This is a genomic window from Bacillus sp. NP157 (assembly GCA_018889975.1).
Lineage (GTDB): Bacteria > Pseudomonadota > Gammaproteobacteria > Xanthomonadales > Rhodanobacteraceae > Luteibacter.
This window is the reverse complement of the sequence record CP076546.1, coordinates 1,062,970-1,079,367: the sequence shown is the minus strand read 5'-3', so window position 1 is coordinate 1,079,367 and position 16,398 is coordinate 1,062,970. Positions and strand designations below refer to the sequence as shown.

General features: G+C 65.8%; 13 protein-coding genes. 9 read left to right on the top strand and 4 right to left on the bottom strand.

Features of this window, described 5'->3' with window-relative positions:
- Positions 1-18: 18 nt before the first annotated feature.
- A complete protein-coding gene (locus KPL74_04825; GenBank protein QWT21325.1) occupies positions 19-1,158 on the bottom strand; it encodes a catalase family protein in 1,140 nt (379 codons plus the stop codon).
- A gap of 210 nt (positions 1,159-1,368) precedes the next feature.
- Here KPL74_04825 and KPL74_04820 point away from each other — a divergent pair, with 210 nt between their 5' ends.
- The 4 genes from KPL74_04820 (at position 1,369) to KPL74_04805 (ending at position 4,156) form a co-directional block, all read left to right on the top strand.
- On the top strand, positions 1,369-2,532 hold the full coding sequence (locus tag KPL74_04820; protein QWT22577.1) for a glutathione-dependent formaldehyde dehydrogenase: 1,164 nt from the start codon (positions 1,369-1,371) through the stop codon (positions 2,530-2,532).
- Positions 2,533-2,644: 112 nt separating this feature from the next.
- Entirely contained in the window at positions 2,645-2,956 is a 312-nt protein-coding gene (locus KPL74_04815) for a hypothetical protein (protein QWT21324.1), read from the top strand.
- Between the two features lie 118 nt (positions 2,957-3,074).
- Positions 3,075-3,566, top strand: coding sequence for a pyridoxamine 5'-phosphate oxidase family protein (locus tag KPL74_04810; protein QWT21323.1), 492 nt, complete (start codon positions 3,075-3,077; stop codon positions 3,564-3,566).
- A 308-nt stretch (positions 3,567-3,874) separates the two neighbouring features.
- Entirely contained in the window at positions 3,875-4,156 is a 282-nt protein-coding gene (locus KPL74_04805) for a hypothetical protein (protein ID QWT21322.1), read from the top strand.
- A gap of 48 nt (positions 4,157-4,204) precedes the next feature.
- On the opposite strand, the gene KPL74_04800 is transcribed toward KPL74_04805, so the two are convergent.
- Positions 4,205-5,233 (bottom strand): metallophosphoesterase, encoded by a 1,029-nt coding sequence (locus KPL74_04800; protein QWT21321.1) that lies wholly within the window; start codon positions 5,231-5,233, stop codon positions 4,205-4,207.
- A 14-nt stretch (positions 5,234-5,247) separates the two neighbouring features.
- A complete protein-coding gene (locus KPL74_04795; GenBank protein ID QWT21320.1) occupies positions 5,248-10,476 on the bottom strand; it encodes a DUF4011 domain-containing protein in 5,229 nt (1,742 codons plus the stop codon).
- A 164-nt stretch (positions 10,477-10,640) separates the two neighbouring features.
- On the opposite strand from KPL74_04795, the gene KPL74_04790 reads away from it, so the two are divergent.
- Positions 10,641-11,933, top strand: a complete 1,293-nt coding sequence (locus KPL74_04790) for a hypothetical protein (GenBank protein QWT21319.1) — start codon at positions 10,641-10,643, stop codon at positions 11,931-11,933.
- 6 nt (positions 11,934-11,939) lie between these two features.
- On the opposite strand, the gene KPL74_04785 is transcribed toward KPL74_04790, so the two are convergent.
- Positions 11,940-12,299 (bottom strand): DUF4267 domain-containing protein, encoded by a 360-nt coding sequence (locus tag KPL74_04785; protein QWT21318.1) that lies wholly within the window; start codon positions 12,297-12,299, stop codon positions 11,940-11,942.
- Positions 12,300-12,427: 128 nt separating this feature from the next.
- On the opposite strand from KPL74_04785, the gene KPL74_04780 reads away from it, so the two are divergent.
- The 4 genes from KPL74_04780 to KPL74_04765 all read left to right on the top strand — a co-directional run bounded on the left by KPL74_04780 (position 12,428) and on the right by KPL74_04765 (position 16,366).
- Positions 12,428-13,000, top strand: a complete 573-nt coding sequence (locus tag KPL74_04780) for a TetR/AcrR family transcriptional regulator (GenBank protein QWT21317.1) — start codon at positions 12,428-12,430, stop codon at positions 12,998-13,000.
- Between the two features lie 98 nt (positions 13,001-13,098).
- Positions 13,099-14,949, top strand: a complete 1,851-nt coding sequence (locus KPL74_04775; GenBank protein QWT21316.1) for a chloride channel protein — start codon at positions 13,099-13,101, stop codon at positions 14,947-14,949.
- Between the two features lie 31 nt (positions 14,950-14,980).
- Positions 14,981-15,841 (top strand): trypsin-like serine protease, encoded by an 861-nt coding sequence (locus tag KPL74_04770; GenBank protein ID QWT21315.1) that lies wholly within the window; start codon positions 14,981-14,983, stop codon positions 15,839-15,841.
- Positions 15,842-15,952: 111 nt separating this feature from the next.
- A complete protein-coding gene (locus KPL74_04765) occupies positions 15,953-16,366 on the top strand; it encodes a low affinity iron permease family protein (GenBank protein ID QWT21314.1) in 414 nt (137 codons plus the stop codon).
- Positions 16,367-16,398 lie beyond the last annotated feature (32 nt).

Genomic DNA, 16,398 nt, shown 5'->3' with positions numbered 1-16,398 from the left:
AGGGTGCTGCTACGTTAACTAAACGGCGCGGTTGCCGTGTGCCCCCTGCCCGTTAGCCAGCCCTATCGATTCCAGCGAACTCGGCTCGCCATGCTGCACGCCGGCCAGCGAGTGGCGACGGCGTGACATGGCGTCATAGACGACGCGGCGAGCGCGCATGACGTTACCCAACGGCTGGTGGGCGGCGAGCGCGTGCCACGGATTGAACGAAAGCCCATCGTCGATGGCCCTGATCCGCTCTTCGTTCCAGGCTGACTGGGGCTGCACGGTGAGCGTGGCGACGGTGACGTACGGGCTGAGGTCTTCCGGCCACTCGACGGCACCGTCCTCGATCGGCATCTTGTCGGTGTCGGTCAGCAGCTGGGCACGCAACTCCCACGTCCCGCCGTGCGTGCGGAAGAAGTCGATCACCGACTCACGCAGGGCATCCGGATGGCCGTCGACATCCAGCGGCTGGCCGGTGAGTGCCTTCAACTCGGGCGAAACCGGCGCAAGGGAGAACTTGGCCACGTAGTCGCCATGGCGCAGCGGCACCTGCGTGAAGAAGGTCTCGCCGAGTAGCTGGGTTTCCGGATGGCCGCCCATGCTGAGGATCGCCGCGCTCTTCGTGCCGACCGCCTCGATCGCCTTCTCGACGCCGCGAAGCGCCGTGGAAAGGCCCTTCTTGAAGCCCTCGGCCTTGTCCGTCGTGCTGGCAAGCAGGGTGACGTTCTTCAGGAACTGCTTCGCGTTCTTCTTCACGAAGGCAGGTCCGTTGACCATCACGAAGTCCTGCGTGCGGTCCGTGGATGACGCGTCGACCCGTGCGCCGTCCACGCCGAGCACCTTGAAGGCCACGGCGCGCGGCAGCGAGACGCCGTCGTTGAGCAGGTCGCCCGGCGGCGTGGAGAAGCGCATCACCACATCATAGGCACCCGGATCGGCGAACAGGCCCTGGGCCAGTTCCAGCGGGAGGGCTTCGTGCACAGCCAGCCGGCCGACCAGCAGCCCGTGGCTCTTGGCGTGGACGCTGCGATAGCTGTGGCCCGTATGTTCGCGAACGATATCGCCGATCTTTTCCATCTGTTCGATCAGCTTGGCGTTCACCTCGGCTTCGTCGTCCTCGATGTGCTCGAGGGAAGGCGAATAGGCAATCGGACGACCTGGCGTCGATGTCATGGCTTGGCACTCTGTCGGATGATGGGCCATTGGGCAGAGCGCGGTGTCCAGTAGCGGTGAACGGGAGGTCGCCAATTCCGACACTTCGCGTTTCCACCCCCCCAAATCAGCCTGATACACAGACCGCGTGTTTCGACGACGAGCTAACCCTCACCCCCCGTAGAGCAACCCCATGGGACGGTCAGGTTCTCTTACCGCGGAGCAACGCCCTTGAAAGCCCTGACCTACCATGGTTCCAAAGACGTTCGCGTTGAAACCGTCCCCGATCCGACCCTCACCGACGGTGACGACCTGATCCTGCGCGTGACGGCGACCGCGATCTGCGGGTCGGACCTGCACCTGTATCACGGCAAGATCCCGGAAACGAAACACGGCGACATCTTCGGCCATGAGTTCATGGGCGTGGTCGAAGACGTCGGGTCGAGCGTCACCAACGTGAAGGTAGGCGACCGCGTGGTCATCCCCTTCGTCATCGCCTGCGGTAAATGCTTCTTCTGTGAGAACGAAGAATTCGCTGCCTGCGAGACCACCAATACCGGCGAAGGCGCGAGCCTGCGCAAGCGGCCGAAAATGACGCCTCCGGCGGCCCTGTTCGGTTATTCCCATCTCTACGGCGGGGTGCCGGGCGGCCAGGCGGAATTCGTGCGCGTGCCGAAGGCGAATGTTGGTCCCTTTGTAATCCCCGGCAGCCTTGCCGACGAACAGGTGCTGTTCCTGTCCGACATCCTGCCGACCGGCTACCAGGCCGTGTTGAATGCGAAGGTCGGTGAAGGCTCGACCCTCGCGATCTTCGGCGCCGGCCCCGTGGGCCTCATGGCCGCCGCCTGCGCGCGCATGCTCGGGGTCGAGCGCATCTATATGGTCGACACCGAAAAATATCGCCTCGACTTTGCCGTTTCTGCATACGACGTCATCCCCGTCGATTTCAGCGCGGTGGACCCGTCGGAGTTCATCCTGCAAAACACCGGCGGCCGCGGCGTCGACGCCAGCATCGATGCGGTGGGTTTCGAGGCCAAAGGCAGCACGACGGAAACCGTGCTCAGCACGCTGAAGATGGAAACCAGTTCGGGCGAGGTCATCCGCCAGTGCATCACGGCCACGCGCCGTGGCGGTGTGGTCAGTATTCCGGGCGTGTATGCCGGCTTCATCCATGCCTTCCTCATCGGCGACGCGTTCGACAAGGGCCTGACCCTCGCCATGGGCCAGACCCACGTGCAGAAATACCTGCCCGAACTGCTCGATTTCATCGAGGAAGGCAGCCTGCAGCCGGACATCATCATCTCGCACCGGATGAAACTCGCCGATGCGGCGAAGGGCTATGAGGTGTTCGACAAGAAGGAAGAAGACTGCCGCAAGGTCGTGCTGACGCCGTAACTTCGTTCGATGTTTCGAGTCTCACGGACACGGAGCCTGGGCCTTCACAAACGGAGGCTCAAGGTGTCTGGTGGCGCTGCCGATGGAAGGGAATCCCCGGAACAGAATCGCTATGGACACCCAGCTTCACCGGCACCACAACCTCGCTCGCGTCCTCTCCGTGCTTGAACTCTCCGGCGTGGACACCGCCGTCGGGCAGGCTGCGCTCTTCGGCCACATCGTTACGCCGCTGAAGATCGGCCGCATGTTGTTCGGCGCCGACGTGCCCAGTCTGTTCGCGCGCGGGCTGGAGCACTCGCTTGGCTTGCCCAGGGGGTGGATGGACCTGTCCAGGCCGCCGTTGGTGCCTTCGATGATTTCCACGGTGTTGCGCTCGACGAAGGTGGAAGAGGAAATAGTCGGGGCGGTGGCAGCTGAGGCTTAGGCGTCGGTCGCTGGCAGCAGGATATGTGCTGCTTCCGTGTCCGGCGCACCGCAGGACCTTGACGCGGGTTTGAATCGCGCGCTGTCACCGTCATTGCTCCCTTTCCTGGAGCAATGCCATGACCGATGAGCGAAGCAAGGACCACGAGAAGATCTGGTCGCTGATCAAGGACGCGCGTGTCGCGATGCTCACCACGGCGCACGATGGACGGCTGTTCAGTCGCCCCATGGTCGCGTCGCAGAAGCGCTTCGACGGCACGCTGTGGTTCTTCACGCGGAAGAGCTCGCCGAAGGTCGACGAGATCGCGACGCATCACGAAGTGAACGTCGCTTACGCGAGCAGCGAGTCGATGAGCTTCGTATCGCTGGCCGGCCAGGCCATCCTCGTGCAGGACCGCGCGGCGATCGACGAGCACTGGAACGAGTGGGTAAAAGTGTGGTTCCCGGAGGGCAAGGAGGACGCCGACCTTGCGTTGCTGCGTGTCGACGTCGATACCGCGGAGTACTGGGACGCGCCGTCGTCGAAGGTGGTTGTTGCGTTTGATTACATCAAGGCGCGGATCACGGGGTCGACGCCGGATCTGGGCGAGCATGGGAAGGTTGACGTGTAAGCGCCGGGAACGGGCGACATATCAAAAAGGGCCGCGGTCTGTTGCGGCCCTTTTGTTTTGGGCGCGGATGCCTTCGTGATCGCATTGCTTGTGATTTGACATAGTTGCTTTGACAAGATTGATGAATCTTGTGGATTCGCCGAAATCGTGGGTTTTGGCGGGAGTTCATCCGAGCATGATGTGTAGGGGAGATTGCGCGTCTGGGGAGAGTGAGGCGTGCTTGGCGTTTTTGGCGGGTTGGGGTTTCGCGCGCAGGCGCGCTCCTACAGGGGGGGATTGTGAATTGAAGACGTATGGGGAATGCGGCGATGAATGAGGCTGTGCTCGATGCGAATGCTCGCTCGATCGCCATTTCCGAGATCTCGATGGAGATCAAGGCGCTTTCTGCCGCTTCGGCATCGAGGGATTGGGACGAGGCGCGGTTTCGTGCCTTTCGCATCACCGACCAGGCGTTCGATCTTCTGTCGCGCGAAGTGGCGACGGCGGGGCATGGGGTGCTGGTACGGCTTGGGCCGCCCGGTGCAAACCCGGCCCTGGGATTTCCAGCTGCGTTGCTTGCGCTTGTCCGGGCGGTCGACGGGCTCGCCTGACCGCTGCGCTGCGGGCAGCCGTCAGGCGTCGTTCGCGGGGGCTCCCGCTTAAAGCCCGTCGAATACCAGCTGCCGCTCGGGCCAGCGCAACGCCCCGAGCCGCGTCTGGAACGCACCACCCCTCAGCCGTTCCTGGAAGCGGCGCCCCACCGAATAATCGATGCAGTACACATTCTTGCGCAGGCCAAGCGGCTCGTCGTAGGGCGCGCCCGCGAACAGGTCGGGCCCGGCCTTGCCGAACGCAGCGCGATCGATCGACACGGGCCAACGCCAGTAGTGGCCGATCACCACCGGCACATCGCTGTCGTACTCGTTCCACCAGGCAACGCGTTCCACCACGCGCCACTTGCCGCTGGTATAGAACGGCACGGCGGTCGCCCGCTCGACGCCGGAGGTCAGCACTCGCAAGGGATTCGCCATCTGCCGGGCCTGGTCCAGCGCGGCCGTGTTCGGCAGCATCGGGATGAGCGCGTTGGGATTGCGCAGCGAGGCGCCATGCTCGGCCAGCTCGGCCCGCGCGGCGTCGATCGTGCCGTCGGCAAGGAGGCACGCGTTGAGCTCACGTTCCCAGTGCTCGAAATGCGACGCGGGGTCTTCGTCGCGGTGGGAACGCACGCGGTCGATCGCCTCGCCCAGCCAGCACGCGTGCACCACGCGCAGGCCCGGACTCTCCAGTGCGACGGGCAGCGTCTCGAAGAACGCCATCACCTCCTCCCGAACACGCGCACTCGCCGAGTTCGATGTCAGGAACTTGCCGTCCGTGCGATCGTGATCGTCTTCGAAGAACCAGCCGTTGCCTTCCTTGCGCGAACCACGAATCAGGTTGAGCTCGTGGTTGCCGAGCACGCACTGGGCGTGCCCCGCGGCGACCAAGTCGGCGACCAGCGCCACGACGGCCGGGCTATCGGGACCGCGGTCGCACAGGTCGCCGACGAAGACCAGCCTGCGCCCCTCGGGGTGGACACCGTCCGGGCCGTAGCCCAGGCGCGCAAGGAGATCTCGCAGCGCATCGATCTCGCCATGGATATCGCCGATCAGGTCGAGCGGTCCTTCGAATAACGGTGCGATACGAGCCATGCATGCCTTCCTTTTTAAACGATCGGATCGGTTGAATCGGTAGCGGCGATCGGCTCATCCGCCTCGGGGACCGGCGCCGAAGGCGCATCACGGCGTGACTGCTCGAGCAGCGCGACCATGGCCAGGTGCAGCCGCTCCAGCGCACCTTCCCTGTCCACCCACCACTCGGTCGACCACACCCGCAACAGTTTCCAGCCCAGGCCTTGCAGGATGGCGCCACGGACCTTGTCGCGATCGCGCGCGGTCGCGGCGCTGTGGTAGGTCGCGCCATCGCATTCCACGCCGACGAGGTAGTCGCCGGGCCGGTCCGGATGTACGACGCCGAGGTCGATGCGGAAGCGCGACACGCCGATCTGCGGCACGACCTGCCAGCCCTTCGCGCGCAGCCCGTCGGCGACGAAGCGTTCGAACGGCGACTCGTGGCCGCCGACCGAGCCGCGCACCGCTTCGGCCAATGCGCGTGGCCCGCGCTGCGCGAACTCGATGAAATGCCTGAGGTCGCCGACGGCGCGCGCCGAGGTCCGGTTCAGGTCGATCATCGCCGGGTCGAACGAGGTGAACACCAGCATTTCGCGGCGGGCACGGGTGACCGCGACGTTGAGGCGCCGCCAGCCGCCTTCCTTGTTCAGCGGGCCGAAATTCATCGACATGACATTCGCACCCGGCGTCGTCGGACCGTAGCCGATGCCGAGCATGATCACGTCACGCTCGTCACCCTGCACCGTCTCCAGGTTCTTCACGATCACCGGTTCGGCCAGTTCCTGCTGGAAGAACGGTTCGATCTCCGGGTGCCGCTGGCGCGCCGCGTCGAGCAGGTCGTTCACCAGCTTCTGCTGGTCGCTGTTGAGCGTGATGATGCCGATGGTCTGCTTCGAGGCGATGAACGCCGGGTCGGTCAGCCGCTTCACCGTCTCGGCGACCAGTGCCTCGGCCTCGCGCTGGTTGTTGCGTCCCTTCCCCTTCGCGTACACGCCTTCCACGCGGCGCCACTCCACCGCGCTCGGACGGGTTTCCGCCGCCGGGAACGTAATCAGTTCGTCGTCGTAATACTGGTGGTTGGAAAACGCGATGAGGCTTTCATGCCGGCTGCGGTAGTGCCAGGTCAGTCGATGGCTGGGGATACCCGCACCGAGGCACTCGTCGAGGATGCTCTCGAGGTCTTCCTCGGTGTCATCGTCGTCCGCGCTGGCCGTCCGGTTGAAGAAGCTGGTCGGCGGCATCTGCCGCGGGTCGCCTGCGATCACCACCTGCGAGCCACGGGCGATCGAGCCGATCGCATCCCACGGTGCGATCTGCGAGGCTTCGTCGAAGATCACCAGGTCAAACAAAGCCTGGTTGGCCGGCAGATACTGCGCGATCGACAGCGGGCTCATCAGCATGCACGGCGCGAGCTTCGCCATGGCGTCGCCCATTTCCAGCGCGAGCTGGCGAACGGGCTTGTGCCGCCGCGACTTCTGCAGCTCGTGCTTCAGCACGCCATAGCCGCCGTTCTTCGGCACGTCGTTCTTCGCCGGGATGACGCCACTCAGTTTCGCCCGGATATAGCGCACGGTCAGCGCCGCGACCTGGTCGTCCAGCCGGCGGAATGCCTCGATCTCGTTGAGGTGTTCCGCGGCGACGAAGCTGCGCAACAGCGGCTCGCCGTCGATGGCCACGCTGCCGAACCAGCGCGCATAGGCCGCCTCGAACATCGCCACGGCGGTGTCGGGCAGCGCACCCTCTTCCACCCGTGCGACCAGCGGCTGCAGCCCAAGCGCATGGGCATGGTCGCGGACACGACACCAGTCACACCACGCCTTCAGCTGTCGCTCGCTGGCGATCACTGCCGCGCAGGTCGCCTGCAGCGTGTCGAGGTCGGCATCCGGGTCGAGCTCCGTTCCGGCCAGCGCGGCGAAGGTCGCCAATGCCTCCTTGAACGCATCGAAGGTCGTTTTCAGGTGTGCCGCCGTATCGACCACGCTGCCGCCGGCGCCGAGCAATTCGTTGCCATCGATCAGCAGGGTCCCCGCCGCCTTGCGCAGCTCGATCAGGTGTTCGGGTGAACGCGCGAGCGCGACGAGCGCGGCGCGGATGTTCGTGCCGAGGTTCAGCACCGTCTTCAGCCTGGCTTCGTCGGTGCCGAGGCCATGCCAGCCCGGCAGGCCGGCAAGTTCCGGCGCCAGTGCATCCAGCTGGGCCAGCAACGGCTGCATCTGGGCGAGCTTTGGCAGGTCGGCGGCGACGTCGGGCAAGTCGGCCGATGCCGCATCCTGCGCAAGCGCCTTCGCCACCTTCTTCTTCGCCAGCGTGGCGAGGAACCAGAATTTACCGCTCGCTTCGGTCCACGCGGCCTGGACGTGCGCCACCGCGATGCGCCGCACGGCGTCCTCGCTGTAACGCAGCGAAAGCCCCTGCTCCTGCGCCTTATAGGCGTGGATCAGGCCCAGCGCTTTCTGCGCCGTGGCCTGCACCGAGGTGAAGGTCGGCGCGAAGACGCAGCGCAGGTCGACGCCGTAGGCCTCGGCGAGCAAGCGGGTGAAAGCGATCAACAGGCCTATGCCCGCGGGCTCGGCCTCGTCGATCGGCAGGCGGGTCGCGGCGACGGTGCGCTGGACGTCGGCACGGCAGGCATCGATGGCGGTGGCAAGCGACCGCGCGCTGGCCACGATCGCTTCCTGCCAGTGGTTCGACCAGTCGCTGGTGTTGACCAGCGCGAGTCCGCGGGTCGCCGCGAGCACCGGACGATTCAGGTCGATGCGCTCGGCCACCGCGCGCAACTCGGCCAGCTGCGCCACCGTGTGCTCGGTCGTCGCGGGCCACGCGAAGCGCGGCGTGGCCGGGGTAACGTCGCGCACGGCGATACCGATCGCTTCGTGGATGGTCATGCCGTTCGAACGACGCCGATGCAACACACCAACCAGGCCGTTCAAACGATCGCGCAGGAGCCGGACCTTGCCCGCCTCCTCCTGCCATTCGTCGTCCGAAAGCAGGTCGCGCGTATCCCACGCACGTTCCAGCTGCCTGAGCACGTCGACCTTGGAGGCCTTGCTGGAATGCAGTTCCAGGCAGAATTCACCCAGCCCCCGCTCGTCGAGGCGACGCTTCACCACGTCGAGCGCCGCCATCTTTTCTGCGACGAACAACACACGCCGGCCAAGGGCCAGGTTGTGCGCGATCATGTTGGCGATGGTCTGCGACTTGCCCGTGCCGGGCGGACCGTCGAGGACGAAACTGTGTCCTTCGGCGGAGGCGACCACGGCCGCGACCTGCGAGGAATCCGCCGGCAAGGGGATGAACAGGTCCGCCGGGTCGACCGACTGGTCGAGTGCCTCCGGGCGGGGGAACGGCCCCGGCGATTCGAACGTACCGGCCTCGTCGCGCTTGCCGAGCAGGTGCCTGACCATCGGGCTTTCGAGCAGCTGCGCGGTGCGGTCGGACAGGTCTTTCCACATCAGGTACTTCGCGAACGAGAACGTGCCCAGGACCAGCTCGGGAACCACTTCGAAACCCGGCACGTCGCGCACGGCATGGCGCACGGTGTTCCAGATGCCGTCGACGTCGATGCCACTGCCATCGGTCGGCAGTTCACCGCCGAGGCCGGGGATCACCAGCTCGAAGTCGTGACGCAGCAGTTCCAGCAGGGTGAGGTTGAAGCGGGGTTCGTCGTCGATGAGGGTCATGACGACGCCGGACAAGGCGCTTTTGCGTTCCAGCCCGACCGGCACGAGGATCAGCGGCGCCGAATAGGTCTTCGGATCGTCGGCCGACTTCTTCCATTTCAGGAAACCGAGCGCGAGGTAAAGCGTGTTCGCGCCGCCTTCGTCAAGATCGCTGCGCGCCTTGCGGTACATGTCAACCAGCGCGGCTTCCAGCTTGCCCTTCTCCAGCGTCGCGAGCACTTCGGAGCGCTCCAGCGCGCTGCGGGCGTATTCGTCGCGGAGGTTTTCGTGGCTCTGCTGTTCGTAGAGCGCGGGATCGCGACCGCCCACCGCGAGGTCGGGCATGGAGACGATGCGGATCCGCTTGCCCTCGGCGAGGCGGTCTTCGAGCATGGCCGGGTCCGGGCAGACCAGGCGGATCGCCTTCGCCGTCTCCGGCACGTGCAGCAGGCGGTTGCGGGTGGTGAGGTCGAGCAGCTTGCGCTGCCACAGCTCCAGCTTGCCGGCCGGCGTGTCCGGTTCGGGCGTGACGTCGACGTCGAAGTTCGGCAGTCGCGGTGCATCTTCGAGCGCTTCGAACGCCGGCGGGGCATCGGCACCGGGCGCGGCCGGCTGAACGCCGGCATCGAGGGCGAGCGGCTTGATCCGCTGCATGCGGGCGCGGCGAATGTCGATGGCGAGGATGAAGTCCTCGTCGGTGAGCTGGCGGGTGCCCTGCTCCACCGCGGCACCGAAACCCGGCGCACGCGCCTCGGTGGCCAGCGTCGTCTCGAACACCACCAGTTCCTTCAGCTCGACCCGCTTGCGCACGGCGCTCGCGTCGTCGGTCAGCAGGCTGGCGAACTCCTGTGGCTGCAGCCAGGCGCCGACGAAAGCGTGTCCCCGGGTAAGGATCACCAGCGGGTTCAGGCCGGCCTGCTCGATGGCCGCCGCGAACAACAACGCCGTATCCAGGCAGGTGGCGACGCTGCCCGCGAGCGCCAGGCTCGGCGTGCGCACCTTCTGGCCGTTGTCTTCGAAGCTCGCCGGCGGCAGGGTGTAGCTGAGCCGGAGCCCGCAGACGGCGGACCAGATCGCCGAGACCAGCTCCCAGCTGCGCGTGCGCGAGCGGCCTTCGTAACCGTCGATGGCGTCTTTCCTGCCCGCCCTGCGCAGCACGGTGGACGCGCCCTTGAGCACGCGGTCGACCGCCGGGTCGTTGGGCATGACGAAGGCGGCGAGCAGGTCGGGCATGTAATGGGCGCCGCCCCACTGGTTCTTCGGCAGCAGTTCGACCGGGTACTCCGCCGTCGCGAGCAGCGTGTCGCCCTGCATGAGGCGAATACTGAGTCGCGCCGCGATGCTCTCGGACACGCCGTGCAGGAAGGAAGGATCGAGCTTCACGTCACGATCGGCGATGCGCACGCTGTCCCCGGGCCCGAGATGGTCGAGCCGCCAGGTCCTGGGTTCGACGAACGGGAGGTCGGCGGCGAGCACCAGCACGAGGTCGTCGAGCGACTCGGTGCCGCGGTGGGTGACGACCAGGTCGCGGAGCAGCGGGACGGCATTCTGGTGCGAAGCGAAACCGGTCTTGCTCGAGACGGTCGCGTCGATGCTGATGTCCATCGGTTCGTGCTTTCCCAGAAGTGCCTGACGAGTTTGGCTATTTTAAGGGATGCCGCTGGTAATCGGGGTTAAACGCGCCGATTGCCGGCCGGCGCGGGACGCCGCACAATCGCAGTCGGGTTTACAGGGCAGTTTCTACCTCCACCCTCCTCGGGTCACAACGCATGCGCATGCTCGTCGTATTGGCAGGGATAGCTATCGGTGCGAGCACGTTTTCGGTCGGCGCGACGCCACCGGACCTGGCGCCGCTGGCTGCGCAGTTGAAAACGATCCAGCAGACCCACGGGGTGAATGAAGAGCGCGATGCCGGCCCGGAATTCACGCCGGTGAAGCAGGCCCTGCTTCGCTGGGTCGAGGCGCAGCTACCGCCCTCCCGGGTAACCGACGGTCCCGACGGCACGGCACGCTTGCTGGAGCCCGCTGAGTTCAGCGCGCTCGGCGCGAGGTTGAACCAGGCCCTTGATGCCGCGGGCCTGACCTGCAACGCAGCCGGCACCACCAACGACCGCTGCCGCGGCGACAGCGCCGCCCGGGAAACCGAGCGTGGCTACCTTGGCGAGATAAGCGTCGCCGGCCTCGACGACGATCGTTACCTCCTGGTGATCACCGGTGTCGGCATGGCGTGCGGCTACGACGAGTCGGCCTATCTCTACGAACAGGGGCCGGACGAGCATTGGCGGCTCCTGCTGAGCATCGAGCAGGACAACTACGGCAAGGACGACTACCGCCCGCAGAACTTCCTCGCGATCCAGGTTTCGCCGTCGAACACGGCGTGGGACGAGCCTTCGCCGCCACCGCGCGTGGTCGCGCTGGGCTATCACCCGTGGTGTTGGTCCAACTGGCAAAGCATCTCCACCCGGCTCTGGCGGACCTCGCGCTCCACGGCCACGCCAGCGCCACTCATCGATCGCGAGGACGAGACGCTGTACATGGGCGACGACTTCATCGCCGCGGCAAGCCTTGGCGACAACGACCTGCTGGTCCAGTTCGCTGGGGACAGCATCGATGGCGTCGCGCTCGTCCGGCAGCATGTATTGCACTACCGACTTGGGCCGAAGGATGCGGTGAAGCGTATCGCGCCGGTGGCGTTAAGTCCGCAAACATTCGTCGAAGAATGGCTGGCCGAGCCGTGGAACGAGGCCTCGCGCTGGCTCTCGGCCTCCGCAGATAGCAGGCGGCTCGGAAAGCTGCATGCGAGCCTGAACCGAGGACATCTTTTCGGTGAGTTCGACGAAGCGCCGACACGTTGCAACAAGTCCGGCTCCCTTTGGCAGGTGGCGTTCTCGCGGGACGTGGGTGACCGCACCGAGATGGACTATTTCAAGGTCGACTGGCAGGCGCCCTACGATTTCAGGCTGGTCGCCGCCTCGCACGAGCGCTTCGCTGGTTGCGACGTGAAGGCGACGATCGACCCGGCCAGCGGCAGCCTGTTCCATTCGCAGGGCTGGACGCGCTGACCCGGTTCACTGTCCCAGGTTGAGCAACGCCAAGGCCGTCAGGATCATCACCAGCGCGGTCACCCCGTGGATCCCAAGGGCGCGCTGCGCCGAGCCCCTGGCAAGCAGGATCAGCGTCATGTCGCCGAGCGGCGTGATGGTCAATGCCAGCAGCACGACGCCGCAGGCGTAAGGCGGACACGTCGCGAGGACGGCGAGCACGGTGATACCCGACGCGACATCGCGCACCCCTTTGAGGCGCAGCCACCATGGGACGTTATCGCCCATGGCGGGAAGCGGCAGGCCGAAGCTGCTCGTCGTGGCGACGGGCCGGAACAGGTAAAGAGCGCCGATGACGAGGATGGCGAGGGCGAGAAGCACCGCCATGCCGATCGATAGTGCGTGCATACGTAAACCTCATGCCGAAGACCATGGGCGAACCATAATCTAGCACTGCTAGGTTTTCAAGTATCGGTATACTACCGACCATGCATCGTTGAACCGGACCGCGCCGCATGGGCATCTCAGATCGGAAAAGTCGACAGGTCGCCGAACGCGAGGCGCGGATCCTCGCCGCCGCCCGCACCATCGCGGAAAATGAAGGCTGGCCAGCCGTGACCGTGCGTCGCCTCGCGGCCGACATCGAGTACAGCCAGCCCGTGCTGTATAGCCACTTCGAAAATCGCGACGCGATCGTGGCGGCGGTGGCGATCGAAGGCTTCGCCGAACTGGCCGTGGCGCTTGGCGATGCAGCGCGTGGCGCGAGGTTGCCGGAGAAGGCCCTGGCGAAAGTGGCGCAGGCGTATCTCGATTTCGCGTCCGACCGCCCTGCTCTCTACGAGGCCATGTTCGTCCTGACCACGACCCTGCATTTTGCGGCAGCGGATACGCCGGCAGCATTGCGTGCCGCGTTCGACGCACTGGTCGCCGTCGTCGCACCGTTCGCCCAGGACGTCGAAGCCGCGACCGAGACCGTATGGGCAGCGCTGCACGGCATGGCCGAGCTGGATCGGTCCGGTCGCGTGCGTCCGCAAGCGCGAGCCGCGCGCCTGCGCTTCCTCGTGCGGATGGTCACGGCGGCAAAATAGGCTCGGCGCGGCCCGTTTCGTCGTTCATTTTCCAGCCAGCTACAACGGCCAAATCCGCGTAGCCTACGCGTCATCTTCTCGCCGCTCACGGCCTCCCCATGCAAACGCCCACTCCCCAGGTCCTGCCTGGGGGCTCGATCCCTGTTGCCCCTTCGCTGGTTTCGCCGTTGTCGTCGACGCGATTGCCGCGGCCTGCCGTGGCCGTCCGGCGGCGCACCGTGTGGATCACCGGCATCGCCGCGCTGGTCGCCATCGGCGTCGGCTTGATCGCGCAGGCGCTGACGGCGCTGATCGGCCTGGTAACGCACCTGGCCTTCTACGGCACGTGGAATACCAACCTCGTGAGCCCGGCCGGTCAAAGGCTCGGTGCATGGGTGATCCTGCTGCCCGTGGTGGGTGGCCTTGTCGTCGGCTGCATGGCGCGCTGGGGGTCGCGCGCGATCCGCGGGCACGGCATCCCCGAAGCCATGGAACAGGTGCTTCGCAACGAAAGTCGCATCCCGCCGGCGATGACCTGGCTGAAGCCGGTGTCGTCGGCCGTGGCGATCGGCACGGGTGGGCCCTTCGGTGCGGAAGGCCCGATCATCGCGACGGGTGGCGCACTGGGCTCACTGGTCGGTCAGTTGATCCACGTCACGGCGGACGAGCGCAAGGTGTTGCTCGCTGCCGGTGCCGCGGCGGGTATGTCGGCGGTGTTTGCCGCGCCGGTGGCCGCGGTCCTGCTGGCCATCGAGCTGTTGCTGTTCGAACGCCGCGCGCGATCGTTGATCCCCGTCGCGCTGGCAGCGGTGATCGGCGCGGCGGCGCATGGCTACTTCGAAGGCACGGCACCGATGTTCGCCATGCCATCGCTGGCCGCTCCCGGCACCGTCGCCCTTTTGGTCTACGTGGCCCTCGGTGCAGTGGCCGGCGTCGCCAGCGTCGGCATCACGCGCGCCACCTACGCCGTCGAGGATGCCTTCGAGAAGCTGCCGATCCACTGGATGTGGTGGCCAGCCATCGGTGGCCTGGCCGTCGGCCTCGTCGGTTACGTGCTGCCCTCGACGCTCGGCGTGGGCTACGGGAATATCTCGGCAGTGATCTCCGGGCAGTTGGGTCTCGCTGCCATGGCGGCGCTTTGCCTGATGAAGTTTCTTTCGTGGGTGGTCGCGCTGGGTAGCGGCACATCGGGTGGCACCCTCGCACCACTGTTCACCATCGGCGGTGCACTGGGTGGCGTGCTCGGCACCGGTGTTGTCATGCTCGCACCCAACCTTGGCGTGGATCCGCGGATGGCGGCGCTGGTCTGCATGGCCGCCGTATTCGCCGGCGCATCGCGTGCGTTCCTTACCTCGGTGGTATTTGCGTTCGAGACCACGCTGCAGCCGCATGGATTGCTGCCGTTGCTGGGTGCATGCGCAGCCGCCTACATGGTCTCCGGCCTGATGATGCGCACCACGATCATGACGGAGAAGATCATCCGTCGCGGCGTGCGCGTCCCATCCGATTACTCGGCGGACTTCCTCGACCAGGTGCTGGTGCGTGATGCGTGCAGCAAGGACGTGGTCAGCCTGCACGTCGGACAATCGCTCGGCGATGTGCGCCAGTGGATGTCCAGGGGCGAAGCGCAGGCGTCGCATCAGGGCTACCCGGTCGTCGACGCGAGCGGATCACCGGTAGGCGTACTCACCCGGCGCGACCTGCTCGACGGGGCCCACGCGGATGACCTGGCGATCGGTGCGCTGGTTGGACGCGCTCCGCTCGGCGTGCTTGCAAGCCATTCGCTGCGTGAGGCGGCGGATCACATGGTCGATGCCGACGTCGGTCGGCTGGTCGTGCTGGATCACGCTGGGAAGATGGTCGGCTTCATCACCCGCGGTGACCTGCTGGCTGCGCACCGCACACGCCTGCGACACGCGACACGGACGGCGCGGCACTGGTCGGAGCGGTCGGGGCAACGCGTGCCATAATCGCAGCGACCACCCCGAAGGGAATAGATCGATGAAATGGACCCTCGCACTTTGCCTGCTTGCCTTCTCGGCCACTGCGGGCGCCGTTATCAAGCGAGCGGACGTCGACGACGCCAGGTATCGCATCCCCACCTCGTCGTTCCCCGCGCTGGTGGACATGCCGGGTGAAGGCCACGGAGTCCTCATCGCTCCGCGCTGGGTCGTGACCGCCGCACACGCGGCCCCGATGCACATGGAAGGCATGGATGACGACGTGTCCATCGGTGGCGTGCCGCGCAAGGTCAGGCGCGTCGTCGTTTATCCCGGCTACAAAAGGCTACCCAACGAAATCGTCAACGACGCGCTTGCCTCGGGCGACCTGTCGAAGATTTCCGCCTTCCTTGCTGCATCCAACGACATCGCCCTCGTCGAACTCGACGCGCCCGTGACCGATATCGCACCCGTGCCGCTCTACCGCGGGACGCAGGAAGTCGGCAAGACGGCCGAGCTGTTCGGCAAGGGTGCCACCGGGAATGGCGACAAGGGCCAGGACGCGCACAGCGACCATCGCACGGTGCTCCGCCACGCATTCAACGTGGTGGTGTCGGCCGACGATCACTACGTCTCCTATCGATTCGATCCACCGCCGGCCGCCCTGCCCCTCGAAGGCATCACCGGAAGCGGGGATAGCGGCGGCCCGCTGACCGTCGGCGAAGGAATCCAGCGCCAGCTCATCGGCCTCGCGTCCTGGAGCAAATACCCGCCGGGTCATCCGTTCTGGAAGACGTGGAATCCGTCCCGTCCGTTTGTGGAAGGGCTTTATGGTGTCGAGGTCTATGCCGTCCGGATCTCGAGCTACGCGAAATGGATCGATGGCGTGATGTCCGCCCCGGACAACGGCCAAAATCCATAGAGCGTCACCGGTTCCGTCATTCCGACCGCTAACTGAGCGGAAGTTTTTGCGATGACGTTTCGATGCACTCCGTTCTGCTACACGTGCACCATTCCCTGAGAGCGGTGCCCCATGCCCAGCCCATCCCTGTTCAATCGCGTGACCACCTGGGCTGCGAGCGCCGCTGGTACGCCGGCCGCGTCGATCGGCGCTGCCGCCCTGGTCGCGGTGTGGGCCGCTTGTGGGCCGGTCTTCCATTACTCGGAGACCTGGCAGCTCGTGATCAACACGGGCACCACCATCGTGACGTTCCTGATGGTGTTCCTCATCCAGAGTTCGCAGAACCGGGACTCGTGCGCCGTCCATCTCAAGCTGGATGAAATCATCGGCGCGCTCAAGAACGCCGACGATGAGCTGATGGACCTGGAAAGCCTCGACCAGAAAACGCTCGATCGGATCCACAGCGAGTATCTCAAGCGGGCCGAGACAGCACGGGCGTCGAAGCAGGATACCGACCAGCTATTGCCTGCCGACGATGCCCCCTGATGGGATAATGCCGCGGGCCATGGCATGAGAAG